This is a genomic window from Acidipropionibacterium timonense, from assembly GCF_900605005.1.
Taxonomy (GTDB): domain Bacteria; phylum Actinomycetota; class Actinomycetes; order Propionibacteriales; family Propionibacteriaceae; genus Cutibacterium; species Cutibacterium timonense.
On record NZ_LR027558.1, the window covers coordinates 177,982 to 198,677 of the forward strand.

General features: G+C 68.9%; 18 protein-coding genes. 11 read left to right on the forward strand and 7 right to left on the reverse strand.

What is annotated here, in order from left to right:
- Positions 1 to 42: 42 nt before the first annotated feature.
- From E0E30_RS00845 to E0E30_RS00860, 4 genes are all read right to left on the reverse strand, one after another.
- Complete coding sequence (locus E0E30_RS00845; protein ID WP_130864678.1) at positions 43 to 1,305, reverse strand: bifunctional glycosyltransferase family 2/GtrA family protein; 1,263 nt, start codon at positions 1,303 to 1,305, stop codon at positions 43 to 45.
- An 80-nt stretch (positions 1,306 to 1,385) separates the two neighbouring features.
- Complete coding sequence (locus E0E30_RS00850) at positions 1,386 to 3,575, reverse strand: ArnT family glycosyltransferase (protein ID WP_210115741.1); 2,190 nt, start codon at positions 3,573 to 3,575, stop codon at positions 1,386 to 1,388.
- Between the two features lie 283 nt (positions 3,576 to 3,858).
- Positions 3,859 to 5,364 carry a sensor histidine kinase gene (locus tag E0E30_RS00855; protein WP_245306454.1) on the reverse strand — a complete coding sequence of 502 codons (1,506 nt, stop codon included), beginning with the start codon at positions 5,362 to 5,364 and terminating at the stop codon, positions 3,859 to 3,861.
- 27 nt (positions 5,365 to 5,391) lie between these two features.
- Positions 5,392 to 6,117, reverse strand: a complete 726-nt coding sequence (locus tag E0E30_RS00860) for a response regulator transcription factor (protein ID WP_130864680.1) — start codon at positions 6,115 to 6,117, stop codon at positions 5,392 to 5,394.
- A gap of 274 nt (positions 6,118 to 6,391) precedes the next feature.
- Between E0E30_RS00860 and E0E30_RS00865 the strand changes: the two genes are divergently transcribed.
- The 3 genes from E0E30_RS00865 (at position 6,392) to E0E30_RS00875 (ending at position 8,862) form a co-directional block, all read left to right on the forward strand.
- Positions 6,392 to 7,534 (forward strand): inorganic phosphate transporter, encoded by a 1,143-nt coding sequence (locus tag E0E30_RS00865; protein ID WP_130864681.1) that lies wholly within the window; start codon positions 6,392 to 6,394, stop codon positions 7,532 to 7,534.
- The gene (locus tag E0E30_RS00870; protein ID WP_130864682.1) at positions 7,531 to 7,764 is read left to right on the forward strand and encodes a hypothetical protein; all 234 of its coding nucleotides are present in this window, start codon (positions 7,531 to 7,533) and stop codon (positions 7,762 to 7,764) included. The genes E0E30_RS00865 and E0E30_RS00870 overlap by 4 nt, the downstream gene beginning before the upstream one ends.
- A gap of 129 nt (positions 7,765 to 7,893) precedes the next feature.
- Positions 7,894 to 8,862 (forward strand): lactate/malate family dehydrogenase, encoded by a 969-nt coding sequence (locus E0E30_RS00875; RefSeq protein WP_130864683.1) that lies wholly within the window; start codon positions 7,894 to 7,896, stop codon positions 8,860 to 8,862.
- Between the two features lie 810 nt (positions 8,863 to 9,672).
- On the opposite strand, the gene E0E30_RS00880 is transcribed toward E0E30_RS00875, so the two are convergent.
- Entirely contained in the window at positions 9,673 to 10,326 is a 654-nt protein-coding gene (locus E0E30_RS00880; protein WP_130864684.1) for a TetR/AcrR family transcriptional regulator, read from the reverse strand.
- A 154-nt stretch (positions 10,327 to 10,480) separates the two neighbouring features.
- Here E0E30_RS00880 and E0E30_RS00885 point away from each other — a divergent pair, with 154 nt between their 5' ends.
- From E0E30_RS00885 to E0E30_RS00920, 8 genes are all read left to right on the forward strand, one after another.
- A complete protein-coding gene (locus E0E30_RS00885) occupies positions 10,481 to 10,912 on the forward strand; it encodes a cupin domain-containing protein (protein WP_130864685.1) in 432 nt (143 codons plus the stop codon).
- A complete protein-coding gene (locus E0E30_RS13395) occupies positions 10,909 to 11,100 on the forward strand; it encodes a DUF2255 family protein (RefSeq protein ID WP_245306455.1) in 192 nt (63 codons plus the stop codon). Before E0E30_RS00885 ends, E0E30_RS13395 begins: the two co-directional genes overlap by 4 nt.
- Before the next feature lie 255 nt (positions 11,101 to 11,355).
- Positions 11,356 to 13,212, forward strand: coding sequence for a molecular chaperone DnaK (dnaK, locus tag E0E30_RS00895; protein ID WP_130864686.1), 1,857 nt, complete (start codon positions 11,356 to 11,358; stop codon positions 13,210 to 13,212).
- Positions 13,213 to 13,325: 113 nt separating this feature from the next.
- The gene (locus E0E30_RS00900) at positions 13,326 to 14,081 is read left to right on the forward strand and encodes a nucleotide exchange factor GrpE (RefSeq protein ID WP_130864687.1); all 756 of its coding nucleotides are present in this window, start codon (positions 13,326 to 13,328) and stop codon (positions 14,079 to 14,081) included.
- Between the two features lie 31 nt (positions 14,082 to 14,112).
- The gene (gene dnaJ / locus E0E30_RS00905) at positions 14,113 to 15,252 is read left to right on the forward strand and encodes a molecular chaperone DnaJ (RefSeq protein ID WP_130864688.1); all 1,140 of its coding nucleotides are present in this window, start codon (positions 14,113 to 14,115) and stop codon (positions 15,250 to 15,252) included.
- A gap of 1 nt (position 15,253) precedes the next feature.
- The gene (locus E0E30_RS00910) at positions 15,254 to 15,703 is read left to right on the forward strand and encodes a heat shock protein transcriptional repressor HspR (RefSeq protein WP_130864689.1); all 450 of its coding nucleotides are present in this window, start codon (positions 15,254 to 15,256) and stop codon (positions 15,701 to 15,703) included.
- Positions 15,704 to 15,873: 170 nt separating this feature from the next.
- Positions 15,874 to 16,761: an SGNH/GDSL hydrolase family protein gene (locus E0E30_RS00915; RefSeq protein WP_130864690.1), complete on the forward strand. Its 888-nt coding sequence runs from the start codon at positions 15,874 to 15,876 to the stop codon at positions 16,759 to 16,761.
- A 297-nt stretch (positions 16,762 to 17,058) separates the two neighbouring features.
- Positions 17,059 to 17,589 (forward strand): hypothetical protein, encoded by a 531-nt coding sequence (locus tag E0E30_RS00920; protein WP_130864691.1) that lies wholly within the window; start codon positions 17,059 to 17,061, stop codon positions 17,587 to 17,589.
- Between the two features lie 68 nt (positions 17,590 to 17,657).
- Here E0E30_RS00920 and E0E30_RS00925 read toward each other — a convergent pair whose 3' ends face one another.
- The gene (locus E0E30_RS00925; RefSeq protein ID WP_130864692.1) at positions 17,658 to 19,235 is read right to left on the reverse strand and encodes an aspartate:alanine exchanger family transporter; all 1,578 of its coding nucleotides are present in this window, start codon (positions 19,233 to 19,235) and stop codon (positions 17,658 to 17,660) included.
- Positions 19,236 to 19,247: 12 nt separating this feature from the next.
- Positions 19,248 to 20,606 carry an amino acid permease gene (locus E0E30_RS00930; protein WP_130866654.1) on the reverse strand — a complete coding sequence of 453 codons (1,359 nt, stop codon included), beginning with the start codon at positions 20,604 to 20,606 and terminating at the stop codon, positions 19,248 to 19,250.
- Positions 20,607 to 20,696: the final 90 nt, after the last annotated feature.

Below are 20,696 nucleotides of genomic sequence, written 5' to 3' on the forward strand. Positions count from 1 at the left end.
CATCCCTCGGGATGGGGCCTCAGCCGTTGCCGGGTGCCGCTGTCAGCGGGTGGCCACTTGGCCGTCCTTGGCGTCCGATCCGATGACCATCCGCAGGGTGACGAAGCGCACCAGGGTGGCGACGGCGTTGGCGACGAGCAGGACGAGCACCTCGACCCACCGGGAGACACCGGGGCTCCAGTGGTGCAGGGCCCACAGCGACCCACTGGTCAGCAGGAGTCCGACGCCGAAGGCGAGCAGACCGCTGAGTTGGTGCTTGACCATCCCCTCACGGCTGCGCAGGCCGAAGGTGTGACGCCGATTGGCGCTCGTGTTCCAGATCTGCGTCGTGAGCAGTGACACGAGATTCGAGATCTGTGGGCCCATGACGAGTCGGCAGAGCAGGTAGATGACGTAGTAGGCGATGGTGCTGACGACCCCGACGACACCGAAGCTCACGAGCTGGCCGACGAGTCCGCGGGGGGCGGCGGCCGACACCGCATGGGTGGTGGCCGTGTCGGTCTCCTGTTCGAGCTCCTCGCGGAGCCGGTCGAGGGGGATCGATCCGGTGGTGAACCCCTTGAGGAGTCGGGCGACTCCCCGCAGGTCCTCGGTGGCGGTGCCGACGATGTGCACCGTCGAGTCGGGGTCGTCGACCCAGTCGACCGGCACCTCGTGGATGCGCAGTCCGACCCGCTGGGCCAGGACGAGCATCTCGGTGTCGAAGAACCAGTTCTGGTCCTCCACCAGGGGGATGAGCCGTCGGGCGACATCGGCGCGGATCGCCTTGAACCCGCACTGGGCGTCCGAGAAGGACACCCCCAGGATGGTGTGGAGGATGAGGTTGTACGACCGCGAGATGAACTCGCGTTTCGGTCCGCGGACGACCCGCGACGAGGTCGACAGTCGCGACCCGATCGCCAGGTCGGAGTGCCCCGACATGAGCGGGGCCACGAGAGGGGCCAGGGCGCGCAGGTCGGTCGAAAGGTCGACGTCCATGTAGACCAGGACGGTCGAGTTCGACGACAGCCAGGTGCGTCTCAGAGCGCGTCCGCGTCCCTTCTCGTCGAGATGGACGGCGCGCACCTCCGGGTAGCGCTGGGCCAGGTCGTTGGCGATGGCCCAGGTGCCGTCGGTGCTGGCGTTGTCGGCGATGGTGATCGTCGCGCTCCAGGGGAAGTCGACGGCGAGGAACTCGTGCAGCCGGGTGACGGCGTGCGGCAGGTCCTTCTCCTCGTTGTACACGGGGATGACGATGTCGAGCGCCGTGCCGATCGACGCCGTCGCGTCCGCTTTCCGGATGGGGAGGGTGTCGGTGATGGTCATGTCGTGTCCTCCTTCTGACGTGGAGGTTTGCTCGCGGATCGAGGTGCGGACTGTGGGGCTCGTGTGCGCGTCATGTGGAGTCACGAGGCACCACCTGTGAGGTCGTAGACGGTGACCCCGCCCACGGTCCTGGCGGTGAAGGTCGACGCCACCCAGGCGGAGATCTCGGACGCAGCGTTCGACCCACCGTTCTGTTGGCCGCCGATGCCTCCGGCGATGAAGTAGTGGATCTTCTTCTGGGCGACGAGGGCCTTGAACTGCGCAAGGGTGGGGGAGGGGTCCGACCCGTTGAACCCTCCGATGGCCATGACGGGGTGCTGGGTCGCCAGCTGGTACGAGGCCGCCGACTGCGAACCGATGGCCGCGGCCACCCAGGTGTACGACGAGGAGTTGGTGTCGAGCAGGGTCGTCATGGCCGAACTCACGGTCGTCTCACCGAACATGCCGCCCTGGCGGCCGCCCGTGGCGCCGAACTCACGTCCTCCGGTGAGCCCCTGGTTGCCTTGGGAGGTTCCCGTCCCGCCCTGGCCAGTCCCGCCCGGTGCCGTCCCGCCCTGGGACGACCCGTTCGGCGCTGTCCCGTTGGGGGATGTCCCGTTGGGTGCCGTGCCGTTCGGTGGTGTGCCACCGGGCATCCCGTTCTGCCCGGTTCCGCCCGGCCCGGTGCCGTTCCGCGTGCTGCCGCCGGGCGCGGTGCCGTTGGGAGCGGCGCCCCCCGGCTGGAATCCTCCCCTGCCGCCGAAGGACCTGCCCCCTCCGGGTCCACCGTGCCCGCCCGGGCCGCCCATCCCGCTCACCGGGCCGGCAGTGACGATCGATCCGGTGTGCGGGGTCGACGCCGTGTTGACGGCGTATCCGGCGGGGCCGACGAGGGCCCCGCAGATCCCCAGGACGAGGGCCGTGAGCGCGACCTTGGTGCGGTGTCCGGACAGGGCCAGGCCGATCGTCGCCAGGGCCCCCAGGACGACGGCGAGCACCTGCGCCCACACCCAGCCCGAGCCGGCCTGGCGCAGCAGCACGACGGCCCACACCGTCGTCACGGCGCTCGACGCCGCCAGGGCCAGACGAGCGACGAGCCGCTGCCGACTCGACCAGCAGATGGCTCCGCCGATGGCCGTCGAGGCCCCGATCGCCGGCGCCAGGGCCACCGTGTAGTAGTCATGGTAGATGCCCGACATGAAGGCGAAGGTGAGGTAGGTGACGACGAGCCAGCCACCCAGGGCGAGGATGCCCGACACCGCCTGGGTCCGGGGGGTCGACGTCGTCCCCGCTCCGGCGCGCAGGTTCGCCCACCCGGGCCGTCCGGCCAGCACGAGGGCCGCGACGAGCAACAGGAGTGCGGCAGGGATGAGCCAGGTCACCATGCCACCCGAGACGCCCTCGAAGAGACGCAGGAGACCCGTCGACCCCCACGATCCGGCCCCGCCGGTACCGCCGCCGGTGACCGACCCGGTCTCGTTGCCGGTGATCCGGCCGAATCCGTTGTAGCCGAAGGTGAGCTCGAGGAAGGAGTTCGTCTGCGATCCGCCGATGTAGGGCCGTGAGGACGCCGGCCACAGCTCGACGGCGGCCACCCACCAGCCGGCTGAGACGATCATCGCCGCGAAGGCCGCCAGGAGGTCGACGATCTTGCGCCGCCACCGCACCGGGGCGGCGACCGCGTAGGCCAGGACGAATCCCGGCAGGACGAGGAAGGCCTCGAGGGTCTTGGTGAGGAAGGCGAAGCCGATGGCCACCCCGGCCCCGACGAGCCAGCGTCGCGACCCGTGTTCGGTCGCCCTGACGACGCACCAGGCCCCGGCGACCATGAGGAGCACCATGAGGGCGTCCGGGTTGTTGAAGCGGAACATGAGGGTGGCGACCGGGGTGAGGGCCATGACGGCCGCCCCGACGAGCGCCGCCCAGTGTGCGGTCGTCGTCAACTCGGTACGACGACGCCAGCCGACCCCGCAGATGACCCGGCGGATCGTCGCGTAGAGCAGGCCGACTGCGGCGACTCCCTCGAGGGCCTCCGGCACGAGGATGCTCCACGAACTGAGCCCGAAGAGTCGTATCGACAACCCCATGACCCACAGGGACGCCGGGGGCTTGTCGACGGTGATGGAGTTGGCGCCGTCGAGGGAGCCGAAGAACCACGCCTTCCACGACACCGATCCGGCCTGGGCCGCCGCCGAGTAGAAGGAATTCGCCCAGCCGGAGGCCGACAGACCCACGATGTACAGCGCCGCGACCCCGATGAGGAGCGCGGCCAGGCTGGCTCGACGCACCACGGAGCCCGCCCTGCCGGACGCCGCCGGTGGAGGCAGCGATGGCGAGTCCATGGGGCTCTGGGCAAGGGGGATCGTGGGCGCAGTGATGTCCATGTCCACCACACCACAGGCCGGCGCTGTGGGACGGCTGTCCTGGCGGTGAGACCTCGGCGTGGATCGGCGTCGGTCCGTCTGAGAGGATCGCGTACGGACCGGCGGGGAGACGTCGGACGGCCGGCCACACCGGGCCGGTTCCGGGCGAACGGACGGCCAGGGCCGGGTCGGCGAGCGGCCGACCCGGATCTCAGGCCAGCGGCAGGCGCAGGGTCACCGTCGTGCCGGCGTCACTGGAATCGACCTCGGCCGATCCGTGATGGGCCTCCATGACGGCCGCGACGATCGACATCCCCAGACCGGTCGACCCCTCCTTGGACGCCGTCCTGGCGGCGTCGGCACGGGAGAAGCGCTCGAAGACCGTGTCGCGGACGCTCTCGGGGATGCCCGGCCCGTTGTCGGCCACGGTGACGACGGCGCGGCAGTTCGCGGATCTCACGCTGGTGTGCACCTTCGTGCCCGGCGGGGTGTGCTTGCGGGCGTTCGACAGGACGTTGACGACGACCTGGACGAGTCGGTCGTGGTCGGCCTCGACCATGACCTCGTCCTCGGGCAGGTCGAGCGACCACGTGTGGTCGGGCCCGGCGGCCTGGGTGTCCGAGACGGCATTGAGGACGAGTTCGACGAGGTCGACCGGCACGAGCTCGAGTTTCTGGTCGTTGTCGAGCCGGGCCAGCAGGAGCATGTCCTCGACGAGGGTGCTCATCCGCGCGGACTCGGCCTCGATCCGGGTCATGGCGTGGTCGGTGTGCGGGGGCAGCACCTCCCCGGAGCGTCGGGTGAGTTCGGCGTAGCCACGGATCGACGCCAGCGGGTTGCGCAGCTCGTGCGAAGCGTCGGCGACGAACTGGCGCACCTTCGTCTCGGAGCGCTGGCGTGCGGCCAGGGCACCCTCGACGTTGTTGAGCATGTGGTTGAAGGCGTACCCCACCTGCCCGACCTCGGTGCGCGGGTCGGTGAGTTCGGGGGCCACGCGCACCGGAAGGTTGACCTCGCCGGTGTCGAGGTCGAGTTCGGAGACCTCGGTGGCCGTCGAGGCCAACTGGTTGAGGGGCTTGAGGGTGCGCACGACGACGGCCCGACACAGCAGGACGGCCGTGCCGATGGCGAGCACGGTGACGACGGCCTCGAGGGCCAGCAGGGAGGTGATCGCCTTGTCGACGTGACTCAGCGGCAGGGCGACGACGAAGGTGGCGCCGTCCCGGGTCTCCGACAGGACGCGGTAGTGGCCGAGCCCGTCGAGTTCGACGTCGTGCTTGCGGGAGTCGGAACTGACCGACAGCAGCTCGCTCACCGCCGACTGGGCGACGGCCTGGTCGACCTTCCCCTCGGCGACGATGGAGGCCCGGGCCGCCCCGCTGGCGAACCGGGTGATGAAGATCGAGCCCACGGAGTTGCCGAGGACGTCGGAGCCGGGCGCCGGGCCACGGGTGCCGTCGTCGACGTCGGGGCTGTGGTTGACCTGGCGGGCCGCGGCGGCGTCGATCTGCTGATCGAGCTGGTTGACGAGGATGCGGTGGGTGCCCCAGGAGGAGGCGGCCGCCAGGACGATCGCCAGGAGGATGACGACACCGACGACACGCCACACGAGGAGGCGCCCCAGGGTGCCCCGGCCGGTGGGATGGGCCAGCCAGGTCGAGGGGCGTCCCTCGCGCACGTCGATGTCGTCGTGCCGGTCGGTGTCACTCGTGCTCACGGATGATGATCGCAGTCCGGGCGGCCCTCAGGCAGCCGGACGCAGGACGTACCCGGCGCCGCGCATGGTGTGGATCATCGGATTGCGGCCCTTGTCGATCTTCTTGCGCAGGTAGGAGATGTACAGCTCGACGACGTTGGCCTGGCCGCCGAAGTCGTAGTTCCACACCCGGTCGAGGATCTGCGCCTTCGACAGGACGCGCTTGGGGTTGCGCATGAGATAGCGGAGCAGCTCGAACTCGGTGGCGGTGAGGTTGATCTCCGCGCCGCCGCGGGTCACCTCGTGGGAGTCCTCGTCGAGGGTGAGGTCGCCGACGACGAGGGTCGAGTCGGACCGCGGCTCGGTGGCCCCGGAGCGACGCAGCAGGGCGCGCAGTCGGGCGATGACCTCCTCGAGGGAGAAGGGCTTGGTGACGTAGTCGTCGCCGCCGGCGGTGAGCCCGGCGATCCGGTCGCCCACGGCGTCCTTGGCGGTGAGGAAGATGACGGGGACGTCCGGCTGGTCCATCCGGATGCGACGCATGACCTCGAGCCCGTCGAAGTCGGGGAGCATCATGTCGAGGACGATGACGTCCGGGTGGGTCTCCTTGGCGGCGCGCACGGCATGGGTGCCGGTGTCGGCCGTGGTGACCTCCCAGCCCTCGTAGCGCATCGCCATGGAGAGGAGTTCGGTGAGGCTCGGTTCGTCGTCGACGGCGAGGACCCGGATGGGGGTGCCGTCGGCCCGCGTGAGCCTGGACTGTGGTGCTGCCATGACTCAAGATTCCCACTGACGGGGCATGTGAGCACTGTGCCAAAGCTGTGATGAAGCTATGAATCTGTGAGCATACTGTGCACTGGCTGCGTGCCGCGACGCGGGTTCGGGGCCCTGTCGGGCCGGGACCTCATGCCCCGCGTTCCCCTGGGACCCCGATGGCGGTAGCGTGTGCCACGGTCGCGCTCCTTGCGGCGTCGACTTCCCCATGGTCGGCCTGCAGCCGGTCCGGCCGTGGTCTTCGATCGATCGACTCGGCTACAGAGGACGTCACATGAGTTCGACCCTGATCATCGTGGTCATCGTCGTCGTCACCGCACTGGCCTTCGACTTCACCAACGGATTCCACGACTCGGCCAACGCCATGGCCACGTCGGTCGCCACCGGGGCCCTGGCCCCCAAGGTCGCCGTCGCCATCGCCGCAGTCCTCAACGTCGTCGGTGCGATGCTGTCGACGGAGGTCGCCAAGACGATCTCGAACGGCATCGTCGACGACTCCCTCGTCACCCCGAGCATGGTCTTCGCGGGCCTCGTCGGGGCCATCCTGTGGAACCTCGCGACCTGGCTCTTCGGGCTCCCCTCCAGTTCCTCCCATGCCCTCTTCGGCGGCCTCATCGGGGCCGTCCTCGTCAAGGCCGGGATGCCCGGGGTTCACGTCGGCAAGATCATGAGCAAGATCATCCTGCCCGCCCTCGTCGCCCCCTTCGTCGCCGGCGTCGCGGCCCTGCTGGCCACGTGGCTCGCCTACCGGATCACCGACCACACGGCGCACCACTCGCAACGGATGTTCCTCAACGGGCAGCGGGTCTCGGCCTCCATGGTCGCCCTGGCCCACGGCACCTCCGACGGGCAGAAGACGATGGGCGTCATCACGCTGGTGCTCATCGCCGGCGGTTACCAGGCCTCCGGGACGAGCCCGCACTGGTGGGTCATCCTCCTGGCCGGAGCGGCCATCGGCCTGGGCACCTACTCGGGCGGCTGGCGGATCATGCGGACGATGGGCAAGGGGCTGTGCGACATCCAGTCGCCCCAGGGGTTCGCGGCCGAGACGGCGTCGACCGCGGCGATCCTCGCCAGCTCGCACCTGGGATTCGCCCTGTCGACGACCCACGTGTGCTCCGGGTCGATCCTCGGCTCGGGAGTGGGACGGCGCACCGAGGTGCGCTGGTCGACCGCCGGCAAGATGGCCGTCGCCTGGGTGGTCACCCTGCCCGCGGCGGCCCTCGTCGGCGCCGCTGCCTCGTGGATCGCCTCGACCGGCACCATCGGCACCATCATCGACGTCGCCCTGCTGCTCGTGGCCGCGTGGCTCATCGTGCATCAGGCGGCAAAGACGCGAATCAACCATGAGAACGTCAACGACGCCGCCCACGTCGGCGTCCGAGGCGGCAAGGTCTCCGAGGGGGCGGCGGCATGAACATCGACTGGGCATCACTGGGACTCGTGACGATCGTGACGATCTGCGTCACCGTCCTCATCGTCGCGGTCGTCTCGGGTGGGGCACTGGCCCTTGACAAGGCGCGCGAGCGTGCCCAGGGGGACGCCGGCGGGGAGGTCGCGCTCGTCGCACTGGGGTGGTTCATGATCGGGCTGGCCGGACTCGTCGTCCTCTACGGGCTGTACCTGCTCATCCCGTACTTCCACTGAGCGGGACTCGGCCCGTCCCCGGACGCTCCCGGCGCGGCGTCGACGACGTGAATCCGGGGGGTGGGGGTCGGACTGGTGCGCCCATGCCGTGGCGAATACTGGGATCAGTCCCCGCCACAGGAGGTCCCCATGTCCGTCAAGACGCACAAGCTCGCCCTCATCGGTGCCGGCAAGGTGGGTGACGCCGTCCTCGGCAACGCGATGCACAGCGGGCTCTTCGCCGAGGTCGTCGTCATCGACGTCAATGAGGACCTGGCACGCGGCCAGGCCCTCGACCAGCACCACGCCACGGCCCTTCCGCCCATGAACAATGCCCACGTGTTCGCCGGTGGGTACGACGACGTGGCCGATGCCGACATCGTCGTCCTCACCGCCGGGCCGTCCATCCCGCGCACCGACAAGCCGGCCGGCGTCGGGGCCCGCCGTCAGCTGGCCGCCACGAACGGGCGCATCGTCCGGGAGACGATGGCGCAGATCACCGCGCGCACTCGGGACGCCGTCGTCATCCTCTGCTCGAACCCCCTGGACGCCCTGGTCCACATCGCCTCGACCGAGTTCGACCTGCCGGCCGGTCAGGTCTTCGGGACCGGGACGATCCTCGACTCGGCGCGGATGTGTCGGGTGCTGGCCGACCGGCTCGGCGTCGACCCCATGTACGTGCGCGGGTACATGCTCGGTGAGCACGGTCCGTCCGGATTCCCCATGTTCAGCGGGGTCAACGTCGGCGGGGTCGGGTTCGCGGGACTGGCCGAGCTGTTCGGCGTCGATCCCATGGACCGCGAGGAGCTGACGACGCAGATCAACCGCGCCGGCTTCGACGTCTTCAACCTCAAGGGGTGGACGAGCGCCGGCATCGGCCAGTCCGTCATGACGATCATCCGGTCGGTCCTGCTCGACGAGAAGTCGGTGTACCCGGTGTGCACGACCCTGCGTGGCCAGTGGGGGCATGACGGCGACGTCAGCCTCGGCGTGCCCTGTGTCGTCGGTGCCGCCGGGGTGGAGCGGATCCTCGAGGTGCCCCTGGACGCGTGGGAGCGTCAACGGCTCGACGAGACGATCGCCGCCATCAAGGAGACGATCGAGGTGGCGGCCGGCTGACGGCGGCGTCGGCCGGGGGCTGGATGGGCGTGCAGGACCGACGCAGTGCCGACAGCCGCGTCGACCGAGTCGGCCCCGGGTGCTGGTTCAGGGGTGACGTGGCAGCTCGCTCTGGTCGCGACCCTGCTCCGGAAAGTGCACCCCCTCGCCACTTTGCTCCGGATACTGCGGCGACTGTCCACTCTGCTCCGGATACTGCACTGGCGGTCCACTTCGCTCCGGATACTGCACCTTGCTCCCTGTATTCCAGGAGCGACGTGCACTTTCTGGCGCTACGTGGTCTCCATGGTGGTTTCGGGTGATCTTTCCGGAGCAGAGTGAGGTGGTGTCGGATGACTCGTCATGTGACGCCGAGTTGCGGTATGTCAATGGCCACGGCATGCCTGTCCCGGTGGGGATCGCGTCGCGCTGGCAAACGTCCGCGATACCCGGTCGCGACCCTGCTCCGGAAAGTGCACCCACGCTCCACTCTGCTCCGGATACTGCGGCGACTGTCCACTCTGCTCCGGATGCTGCACTTTGCTCCCTGTATTCCAGGAGCGACGTGACCTTTCTGGAGCATGGTGGGGATCACCATGGTGGTAGGCGGTTGTTTGGGCGCGACGTGATTGTTGTGGAGCCAAGTGGATCTTGTGGAGCGAGGTGGATCTTGTGGAGCCAGGTGAATCCTCGGGCAACGTGCCTCGCGTGGAGCGACGTGCGTCTTCTGGAGCTACGTCAGCTCTCCGGGGCGAGGTCGGGGTCCCGGGGCGACGTCGGCGTCCGGAGCGAGGTGGACGTTTCGGGGGGTGGCACTGCGGCCCCGGCCCATCAGCCCCGACGATGCGACGGCCTCCGGGACTGCGTCATGGCCGCATGTGTCCGGGTGGCGTCGAGGGCCGTGACGGGAAGGGGAGTGAGGGTCCGGTCGGCGCGGATGCCGTCGAGGAAGATCTGCAGGTATCTCCGGTAGAGGTCGGGTTCGACGTCGGCGCTGCGGTTGCGGATCGATGCCAGCCCGGCCTGGAGGAAGATGATGTCGCTCTGTTCGACGTCCGGGCGAATGGCGCCCTGGCGTCGAGCCTTCGCCACCAGCTCCTCGAGGAGTGGCGCGATCCGGGTCTGCGCCTCGCGCACCTGGTCGTCGGCGAGGGCGGGATGGCTCATGATGGCGTTGAGTCCGGAGTCGCCGAACTGCAGGTCCAGGGAGTGGTCGAGGAAATCGACCAGCCCCACCCAGGCGTCGGGTTCGGACAGCGCTCGGCGGGCGAACCCTTCGAGCTCGTCGAGGGCGTCCTCGAGGAGCGCCGCCATGAGCTCCTGCTTGTTGGCGAAGCGACGGTACGCCGTCCCGACCCCGACCCCTGCATGATGGGCGATGTCGTTGAGGGTGACGTCGACTCCATGGCTGGTGAACAGGTCGCGGGCGGCGTGGAGGAGCCGTTCACGGTTGGCGGCGGCATCCTTGCGAAGGGTCTGGGCCATGCCTTCATCATGGCACAACCGGATAGATGCATCCGGTTGTGCTACCGTGGAGACGATCCGGACAGCCTCATCCGCTTGGCTGGGGCCTCCAGTTCTCCCGAGCACCAGCGATCCTCCTGGGCTCGCGGACCCCACGCTCGTGAAAGGACTCGACATGACCGACCCCGACTTCCAGCAGGACTTTCCCACCGGCGAACCCAACGACGGCTACGCGCAGTACTTCAGCGGCAGGAGTTGGCGTGCGCCCCTCACTGGCGGCAGCGTCCCGGTGAGCAACATCACCTTCGAGCCGAGTTGCCGCAACAACTGGCACATCCACCACGGCGGCAACGGTGGTGGCGACCAGATCCTCCTGTGCACCGCCGGCTCGGGTTGGTACCAGGCCGAGGGTGAGGATCCGGTGAGCATGGTGCCCGGCGTCACCGTCCGCGTCCCCGCCGGCACCAAGCACTGGCACGGCGCCAAGGCCGACTCGTGGTTCTCCCACCTCGCCTTCATCACTTCCGGGGACGACGTGAGCAATGAGTGGCTCGAGCCCGTGTCCGACGAGGCCTACCGTCAGCTCCCCGGCGTCGACCGGGATTGAGCGGTCCGACGCGACGGCATCGTGGTCGGACCGCTCGGCCGCCCTCCGATGCGTATCCGGACGACGACGACCTCAACGACCGCATCGACGACGCCTATCGCGCGAAGTACGCGGGCAGCGCGTACCTGCCGCCCATGGTCGCCGACGGCCCACGAGCGGCCACCGTCGAGGTGACGCCCCGGTCCTGACGTCCGCCGGAACTCACGGCGCCCCGGGCCTGCGAGTGCCGGTGATGGCCCGGGAATATCCGCCTCCTGCCAAGAGTTGAGTCGAGTGAACTCAAGTTTGACCCTGAGATCCCCCGGATCCCCTTGATACGACCCGGCTCAACCGTTAGCCTTGAGTCGTTGCCGCTCAAGGCGTCCCTCATCGGGCGTCCAGGCGAGAACTCAGCTCAACACAGACATCAGGAACACAGGACTCAAGTCCCAGGAGGAACCCCCATGGCCCGTGCAGTCGGTATCGACCTCGGAACCACCAACTCGTGTGTCGCCGTCCTCGAGGGCGGCGAGCCCACCGTCATCCCCAACGCCGAGGGCGCCCGGACGACCCCGTCGGTCGTCGCGTTCACCAACTCCGGCGAGGTCCTCGTCGGTGAGGTCGCCAAGCGACAGGCTGTCACCAACGTCGATCGCACCATCCGCTCCGTCAAGCGCCACATGGGCACCGACTGGAAGGTGACCATCGACGGCAAGGACTACCGTCCGCAGCAGATCAGCGCCTACGTGCTGCAGAAGCTCAAGAGGGACGCCGAGGCCTACCTCGGTGAGCCCGTGACGAACGCCGTCATCACCGTCCCCGCCTACTTCTCGGACGCCCAGCGTCAGGCGACCAAGGAGGCCGGTGAGATCGCCGGTCTCACCGTCGACCGCATCGTCAACGAGCCCACCGCGGCGGCCCTGGCCTACGGCCTCGACAAGTCCGACAAGGAGCAGACGGTCCTCGTCTTCGATCTCGGTGGCGGCACCTTCGACGTCTCCCTGCTCGACATCTCCGACGGCGTCTTCGAGGTCCAGGCGACCAATGGTGACAACCACCTCGGCGGTGACGACTGGGACCAGCGGATCGTCGACTGGCTCGTCAAGCGCTTCAAGGACGCCAACGGCATCGACCTGTCCGCCGACAAGATGGCCAAGCAGCGCCTCCAGGAGGCTGCCGAGCGCGCCAAGATCGAGCTCTCCCAGACCTCCGAGACGCAGATCAACCTGCCCTACATCACGGCCGGCGCCGCTGGGCCGCTGCACCTGGACGAGAAGCTCACCCGGGCCGAGTTCCAGCGGATGACCTCCGACCTGCTCGACCGCTGCCGCACGCCGTTCAATGCCGTCATGAAGGACGCCGGGGTCACCGTCTCCCAGATCGACGAGGTCATCCTCGTCGGCGGCTCGACCCGCATGCCCGCCGTGACCGACCTCGTCAAGGAGCTCGCCGGCAAGGAGCCCCACAAGGGCGTCAACCCGGACGAGGTCGTGGCCCTCGGTGCCTCCCTCCAGGCCGGTGTGCTCAAGGGTGAGGTCAAGGACGTCCTCCTGCTCGACGTCACCCCGCTGAGCCTCGGTATCGAGACCAAGGGCGGCGTCATGACGAAGATCATCGAGCGCAACACGACGATCCCGACGAAGCGCTCCGAGGTCTTCACCACCGCCGAGGACAACCAGCCCTCCGTGATGATCCAGGTGTACCAGGGCGAGCGTGAGTTCGTCCGCGACAACAAGTCGCTGGGCAACTTCGAGCTCACCGGCCTCATGCCCGCCCCGCGCGGCATCCCGCAGATCGAGGTGACCTTCGACATCGACGCCAACGGCATCGTCCACGTCCACGCCAAGGACATGGCCACCGGCAAGGAGCAGTCGATGACCGTCACCGGCGGGTCGGCCCTGGGCAAGGACGAGATCGACCGCATGGTCAAGGAGGCCGAGGCCAATGCCGACGCCGACAAGAAGCGTCGCGAGTCCGTCGACATGCGCAACGAGGGCGACGCCCTGGCCTTCCGTACCGAGAAGCTCCTCGAGGAGAACGGCGACAAGATCCCCGAGGAGACCAAGACCCCGGTGACCGAGGCCGTGGCCAAGCTCAAGGAGGCCCTCAAGGGCACCGACAACGACGACGAGGTGAAGGCCGCCATGGACGACCTCAACCAGAAGGCGTCGGCCATGGGCCAGGCGATCTACGCCGCCGCCCAGCAGGCCCAGGCCTCGGGACAGTCCGCCGCCGGTGCCGATGAGCAGGCCGACCAGGGTGGCGACGACACGGTCGTCGACGCCGAGATCGTCGACGACGAGAAGAAGTCCGACAAGTGACGACGAGTCGGTGGGCGGGGTGACCTGCCCCGCCCACCGACCACGCCCGGGCGCCCGGGGCCTGTGGGGGCCCCGGGTCGGCAGCGCCCACGAGAGCCACAGACGAGGATGAGATGAGCGAGAACACACACGAGCCGGGCCCCGATCCCGAGGACATCCGTCCCGGGAACGAGGACGCCGGCCAGAGCCCCGAGGCCGGACGGGCCGACGGGACGAGCCCTGCCGGCGACGACACCGGCCCCGCTGACACCGGTTCCCCTGACGCTGGGTCCGGTGACGCTGGGTCCAGTGACTCGGGCGCCCGGCCCGCGGACATCGACGGGCGTTTCGAGGAGATCGTCGAGGGAGTCGACGTCGCCGCCCCCTCCCGCGAGTCCGAGCTCGAGGCCATGCTGGCCGAGCGCACCGAGGACCTGCAGCGTCTCCAGGCCGAGTACGTCAACTACAAGCGTCGGGTCGACCGCGACCGCGCCCTGTCACGTCAGGGTGGCGTCGAGAAGGTCGTGAGCGACCTCATGCCGGTGCTCGACTCCATCGCCATGGCCCGTCAGCACGGCGAGCTCGAGGGTGGTTTCAAGCTCGTCGCCGACGAGCTCGAGAAGGTGGCGAGCGCACACGGACTGCGGTCCTTCGGGCAGATCGGGGAGGAGTTCGACCCGCGTCTGCACGAGGCCCTCATGCAGCTGCCGCTGGCCGGGGCGACGGTGACGAGCGTGTCCCAGGTCATGCAGCCGGGTTACATGATCGGGGACCGGGTGCTGCGTCCGGCCCGGGTGGCGGTCTCCGACCCCGATCCGCAGGCGTCCGGTGCCCCGGCCTCGCAGGAGGAGCCCGGGACGGACGACCCGCAGGGGCCGGACGAGGCCTGATTGACCAGACGATGAGGAGAGGAGGCGCACGGTGAGCACCAAGGACTTTGCCGAGAAGGACTACTACAAGGTGTTGGGCGTCTCCAAGGACGCCAAGCCCGAGGAGATCAAGAAGGCCTTCCGGAAGATCGCCCGCGACAACCACCCCGATTCCCATCCGGGTGACAAGGCAGCCGAGGCGCGGTTCAAGGAGGCCTCCGAGGCGAACGACGTCCTGTCGGACCCCAAGAAGCGCAAGGAGTACGACCAGGCTCGCAGCCTCTTCGGCGCCGGCGGACTCCACTTCCCACGGTCCGGTGGGGCGACGAACGTCAACGTCGAGGACTTCCTGCGCACCGCGGGCAACGGCGACGGTTTCGGCGATCTCTTCGGGAACCTCTTCGGGGCGACCGGGGGCCGCCGGACGACGACCCGCAGCGCCCGCCGCGGGGCCGACATCGAGGGCGAGACGACGATCGACTTCATCGACGCCGTCAATGGCACGACGGTGAGCCTGCAGATGGTCTCCCAGGAGCCCTGTCAGGCGTGTCGGGGCACCGGCGCCAGGGCCGGCACCGTCCCGACGGTGTGTCCGACCTGCCAGGGCTCGGGCATGCACGCGACGACGGCCGGCGGCGTCTTCCAGATGACCGAACCCTGCCCGGACTGTCACGGGCGCGGCATGATCGTCGACGACCCCTGCCAGGTGTGCCACGGTTCGGGGCGGGCCCGCTCGACCCGGACCATGCAGGTGCGCATTCCCGCCGGGGTCGAGGACGGTCAGCGCATCCGCATCAAGGGCAAGGGATCGCCGGGCGAGAACGGGGGAGCCTCCGGCGACCTCTACGTCGTCGTCCACGTGCGTCCCGACCCCACCTTCGGCCGTGACGGGTCGAACCTCACCGTGACCGTCCCGGTGACCTTCTCCGAGGCGGCCCTGGGGGCCGAGGTGGAGGTGCCGAAGCTCGGCGGGGGCACGGTGCGCCTGCGCATCCCGGAGGGCACCCCGAACGGGCGCACCTTCCGGGTCCGCGGTCGCGGCGTGACGCGCTCGGACGGATCGAAGGGGGACCTTCTGGCGACCGTCGACGTCGTCGTCCCCACGGGTCTGGACGCCGCCTCCCGCAGGGCGCTCCACGAGTTCGCGGCGGCCGCCCACGAACCGAACCCGCGCTCCTGGGAGGTGAGCTGAGGTGCGCCGGCGGGTCAACGTCGGCGCCTCCGGGCTGGCGAGGATCGACCGGGACGCCCCGATCTTCCCCATCTCGGCGGCCGCCGAGCTCGCCGGCATGCACCCCCAGACCCTGCGCACCTACGACCGGCTCGGCCTCGTCGTGCCGACCCGGGCCCGGGGGAGGGGACGACGCTACTCGGCAGCCGATGTCGCGAACCTGCGGATGATCCAGCACCTGTCGCAGGACGAGGGGATCAACCTCAACGGCATTCACCGGATCATGGAGCTCGAGCGACAGATCGTCCGACTCAACGACCAGGTGGAGCAGCTGTCCGACACAGTGCGGCGGATGCAGTCGGTGGAGTTCGAGGGGCGCAGTGACCCACGGGTGTTCACGGCCGAGTCGACCGGCCGGGTCCACATGGGGCGGACGGTCGTGCGGACCCAGCTCGCCCTTCCGCCCCGGTGACCGGGCTCTGACGAGCGACGACGTCGACGCTACCGCGCACTCGTATCCTGAGAATGTACTGAGAGAACCGGCTGGGCAGCGTGCCGCACGGGCGTGTCGGTTCCGGTGATCGGCCTGCGCATCTGCGCTCTGACGATGCATGATGCCGGGAATCGAGGCATGATGGAGGGGTGAAGCGCGTGCTGAGAATCCTCAGCTTCGTCGTCCTGGGGATGGCTGTCCTCGTCGGCGGGGCGAGTTGGTTCATGTCCCGTGCCTCCGCCGTGCCCGCGGTCGTCAGGGCCGCTGCGCATTCCCACTCCACGGCTTCCGGGTCACCGTCGTCGGGCGCGGCGGCTCCCAGCGCGTCACCCGTGCCTGCCTCGACGGACCCCACGGTCGGCTCCGTCTATCGGACGGTCGGTCTGGGTGACTCCGTCCCGGCTGGCACCAACTGCCCCGACTGCACGGAGTACGTCACCCAGGTGGGTCGCGCCATGGCGTCGTCCTCGGGAAAGGTGGCGTCGGTGGACAACGAGGCGGTCGCGGGGGCGACGACGAGTGACGTCCTGGCCCAGCTGGCCGATGCGTCGATTCGCGCGCGGATCGCCGACGCCGATCTCGTCATCATCACCATCGGGGCGAACGACCTGGACACCTCGCAGATCGACGGCGACTGTTACCCCCTCTCCACGACGGGCTGCTATCGCGATGATCTCGTCGGCATCTCGAGCCGGCTCACCGCCATCGTCAACCGCGTCCAGGGGCTCATGTCACGGCCGGGTGGGACGATCGTCCTCACCGGTTACTGGAACGTCATCGAGGACGGTGAGGTCGGGGCGGAGAACGGGTCGACGTACGTCACCGCGTCCGACGAACTCACCCGGATGTTCAACGCCGACGTGAGCGCCGTCGCGACGGCGACGTCGACGGCCTATGTCGACGTCTACACCCCGTTCAAGGGGGCGTCCGGGACGACGGACGACACCCAGCTGCTCGCCAGCGATGGAGACCATCCCAATGCCGCGGGTCATGCCGTGCTGGCGCGGGCCATTGAGACCGCCCTCGGGGTGGAGTGAGGTCGGGTTCATCCACATGGTGGACCGCACCGGCGCCCATGGGAGCAGTGGTCCCCAGTTGGGGGAACAACGGCGGCCCCTCTCTTTTCATGGATGAATGCGTGTATTTCCTTGTCGAATGCATGTCATCCGATGTCATTATCCCCCGCGTGGGTGACAAACTCAGCATTGCTGAAACCTGAATATTTGCTGAAGGTGTCCATCCTGGCTAGCCAAGGGGACACCGGACAACCTATGGTCTTCTCAGGTTGTGGCAGTCGGCACATGGCTCGACGCACTGCAGGAGGAAGAACAACAATGAACAACGCAGACACCCGGTCCGTCTCCCGGCGGACGGTGGCCAAGGGCCTCGCGTGGAGTGTCCCGGCGGTCACCCTGGCGACCCAGCTCCCGGCTTTCGCCACCTCGCCCGGTCCGATCGACATCCCGCCGTCCATCGGTGGGGACGTTGCGCACAAGTGCCCGGGCCACTCCCATGTCATCGGTGATGGCGTGATCTTCGGTCCCATCGAGGTCAAGAGCACGGCTCAGGCCGATGTCGCCGTGTCGTTCAGCTTCGCGTCGTCGAGCATCTACGGGGACGTCGCGTATGTCTCCACCGACGGTGGCAAGACCCTCCAGAGCGGGTCGTCGATCACCGTCCCCGCCGGCGAGACCATCGAGGTGTACGTCGTGAGCACGCGCGGATCCAGCAACAATGGTGCCGGAAGCCTCACCATCAACTACACCTACACCGTGGACGGAGTGACGAAGTCCGGGACGACGGTCCTCAGCTACAACAGCGTCCCGCCGCACCACAAGGTGTGTGACGCCAGGATCACCGGCTGATCTGCGGATACCTCCGGAGTCGGTGAGGGGCTCACGAGCGCGATGCTCGTGAGCCCCTTCGCTGTCCCTCACACCAACGCGATGACCTGGACGAGGAGGATCTTGACGATCGTCCCCAGGGCGAAGAGCGCCCCGTAGGCCGACTCGATCCGTTCATCGTTGACGAGGCTGTTGGCGTACCCGAGAATCGCCGGCTGCCCGACGAACCCGGCGAAGGCGCCGGTCGCCCGTTGCGCCGACAGGTCGAGCAGGCGGGCTGCCCCCAGCAGCAGCCCTGCCCCCAGGAGCAGCGACACCGCCGACACGGCGACGACGCACAGTCCCGACCAGCTCGCCGCCTGCGAGATGAAGGCCTGCCCCGAGGCCAGCCCGACGCAGGCCAGGAAGAGCATGAGGCCGAGCTGACGCAGGATGGCGTTGGTGGCGTGCGGCAGGTCCCAGCGGATCGGCCCGGTGCGGTGCACAGCACCGAGGACCATCCCCATGACGAGCGGCCCGGCAGCCGCCCCGAGCTCGAAGACGAGCCCGCCGGGCAGGGCGACGAAGAGCGCTCCCAGGGCCAGCCCGAGGGCAGCCCCGAGCCCCAGGGACAAGGCGTCGACCTGGGAGACGCCGGCCTCGGAGTCACCGAAGAAATCGGCGGCGTCGCTGATCCGGTTGGCCGGCACGACGCACAGCACCCGGTCTCCCGGTTGGAGGACGAGGTCGGATCGGGCGAGCATGTCGAGATCGCCGCGCCGCACCCGCGTCACCTTGCCGTTGGTGCGTCCGCGCACGTCGATCTCGCCGAGGGTGCGGCCGACCAGACGCGGGTTCGAGACGAGGAAGCGACGGAAGTCGATCTCCTGGCGCTGGTCGGTGAGGCGTCGGTCCGAGACGTGCCCCAGGTGCTCGACGGCCCGGGCGACGTCGTCCGGGTTGCCGACGACGAGCACCTCGTCGCCGGGATGCAGGTCGTCCTCCGGGGTGGCCAGGGTCATCTCGCCGTCGCGCAGCAGGTACGACATGCGGATCTGGTCGTCGACGAACCCGGGCGTCCGGCGGATCGACGTGTGCCGGTCGACGACGGTGGAGACGGCGGTGATGCCGGCCTCGGCCAGGGACGTGTTGTCCTTGCGGGCCGGCCAGCGGCGTCGGGCCACCAGGGCGACGACGATCATGGCGACGACGACACCGGTGGGGTACGAGAGGGCGTAGCCGACGAGGGTGTCGCCGGCTCCGTGGGTGGCCGAGGTGGCGGCGTCGATGGCCGGTGAGGTGAGCACGCCGGCGAAGAGCCCGGCGACGTGGGCCGGCGTCAACCCCAGGAGCCTGCCCAGTCCCAGCGCAGCCGCGGCCATCGCCACGAGGGCGAGTGTTCCGGCGACCATGAGGTGCCACTGGCGACGCAGGTCGGACAGGAAGGTCGACCCGGCGGCCAGCCCGACGGTGTAGCAGAAGAGGACGACGCCGAAGCTCTTGATCATCCCGAGCCCGACCCCGAACCGCGGATCGAGGGCACCGACGACCAGCCCCATGAAGAGGGCTCCGGCTGCCCCGAAGCGCAGCGGCCCGAACCTCACCTGCCCCAGCAGGGCCCCCAGGGCCAGGACGACGAGGATGGTGAGGATCTGGTGGGTGGCGAGGAAGTCAAGGACGGGGGTCACCCCGTCATTTCATCATGACTGTCCGGTATGTGCCCGTCGGTGTCCGGCTCTCTTCGCGAGAGTGTGGGCGGCGATGAGCAGCGCCACCCAGATCGGGCCGATGATGACGGCGATCCGGTAGGTCGGCGAGGTGGCCATGATGACGACGGTCGCGGCCAGGGCGGCCAGGACGATCCAGTTCGTCACCGGGGCACCGGGCATCCGGAAGGTGAGTGAGGCCAGCGTCGCGGCGTCGGCACGGCGTCGGAACTTCATCTGGGTGATGACGATCATCGACCAGTTGATGATGCCCGCGACCAGTGCGATCGACATGATGTAGCCGAAGGCCTGCTTGGGCAGGACGGCGACGAGGACGACGGCGATGAGGGTCATCGCGCTCGAGACGAGGATCGCCACCCAGGGGGCGCCGTGGCGGCTCACCCGGCCGAGGATGGCCGGAGCATTCCCCTGATGGGCCAGGGAGTGGAGCATCCGGCCGTTGGAGTAGAGCCCCGAGTTGTAGGCCGAGACGGCGGCGGTGAGGACGACGATGTTGAGGATCGTCGCGGCACCGGGCACCCCGACCCGGTCGAAGATCTGGACGAAGGGGCTGGAGTTCCCGTCGATGGTGCGCCACGGCACGATCGCGACGATGACGAGAACCGCGCACACGTAGAACAGGAGGATCCGGTGGACGACCTGGTTGATGGCCCGCGGGATGGTCCGTCGGGGATCGGTGGCCTCGCCGGCGGTGATGCCGACGAGCTCGACCCCGCCGAAGCTGAACATGACGACGACGAATCCGATCGCCAGACCCGCGAGACCGTGCGGGGCGAAGCCGCCGTCGTTCCACAGGTTCGAGATCCCGGTCGCGGCGTGGCCGCCGGCCCCGAAGACGATGATCCACAGCCCCAGCAGCACCATGGCGACGATGGCGACGACCTTGACGATGGCGAACCAGAACTCGAACTCGCCGTAGGCACGCACGTGGAGCAGGTTGATGGCCGTCACCGCGACGAGGAGCACCGCCGCCGACACCCAGCTCGGCACGCTCGGGAACCAGTAGTTGACGTAGATGCCGACGACCGACAACTCGGCCATCGACACCGCCACGTAGTTGAACCAGTAGTTCCAGCCGGACACGAAACCCGGCAGTTCCCCCCAGTAGTCGTGGGCGTACTCGGAGAAGGCCCCCGACGTCGGCCGATGAGTGCTCATCTCGCCCAGGGCACGCATGATGAGGTAGATGATCGCCCCGCCGACGAGGTAGCACAGGGCGACGGCCGGGCCCGCGGCACCGATGGAGTCGGCCGCGCCGTAGAAGAGCCCGGTGCCGATCGCCCCGCCCAGGGCGATGAGCTGGATGTGCCGATTGTGCAGACCCCGGCGCAGCCCGGCGTCGGAGTCCGCGGGGGCACTGGCGGGCGCGCCGTCGGGCGTCGCAGGGGCGTCGGATGTGCTGGGCTGGCGATTCACGGCGTG

What these genes read in the sequence shown, in the direction of transcription:
- dnaK (WP_130864686.1), top strand. Translation starts at nt 11,356, where the DNA reads ATGGCCCGTGCAGTCGGTATCGACCTCGGAACCACCAACTCGTGTGTC.
- E0E30_RS00845 (WP_130864678.1), bottom strand. Translation starts at nt 1,305, where the DNA reads ATGACCATCACCGACACCCTCCCCATCCGGAAAGCGGACGCGACGGCG.
- E0E30_RS00920 (WP_130864691.1), top strand. Translation starts at nt 17,059, where the DNA reads ATGAACAACGCAGACACCCGGTCCGTCTCCCGGCGGACGGTGGCCAAG.
- E0E30_RS00885 (WP_130864685.1), top strand. Translation starts at nt 10,481, where the DNA reads ATGACCGACCCCGACTTCCAGCAGGACTTTCCCACCGGCGAACCCAAC.
- E0E30_RS00875 (WP_130864683.1), top strand. Translation starts at nt 7,894, where the DNA reads ATGTCCGTCAAGACGCACAAGCTCGCCCTCATCGGTGCCGGCAAGGTG.
- E0E30_RS00880 (WP_130864684.1), bottom strand. Translation starts at nt 10,326, where the DNA reads ATGGCCCAGACCCTTCGCAAGGATGCCGCCGCCAACCGTGAACGGCTC.
- E0E30_RS00865 (WP_130864681.1), top strand. Translation starts at nt 6,392, where the DNA reads ATGAGTTCGACCCTGATCATCGTGGTCATCGTCGTCGTCACCGCACTG.
- E0E30_RS00900 (WP_130864687.1), top strand. Translation starts at nt 13,326, where the DNA reads ATGAGCGAGAACACACACGAGCCGGGCCCCGATCCCGAGGACATCCGT.
- E0E30_RS00860 (WP_130864680.1), bottom strand. Translation starts at nt 6,117, where the DNA reads ATGGCAGCACCACAGTCCAGGCTCACGCGGGCCGACGGCACCCCCATC.
- E0E30_RS00870 (WP_130864682.1), top strand. Translation starts at nt 7,531, where the DNA reads ATGAACATCGACTGGGCATCACTGGGACTCGTGACGATCGTGACGATC.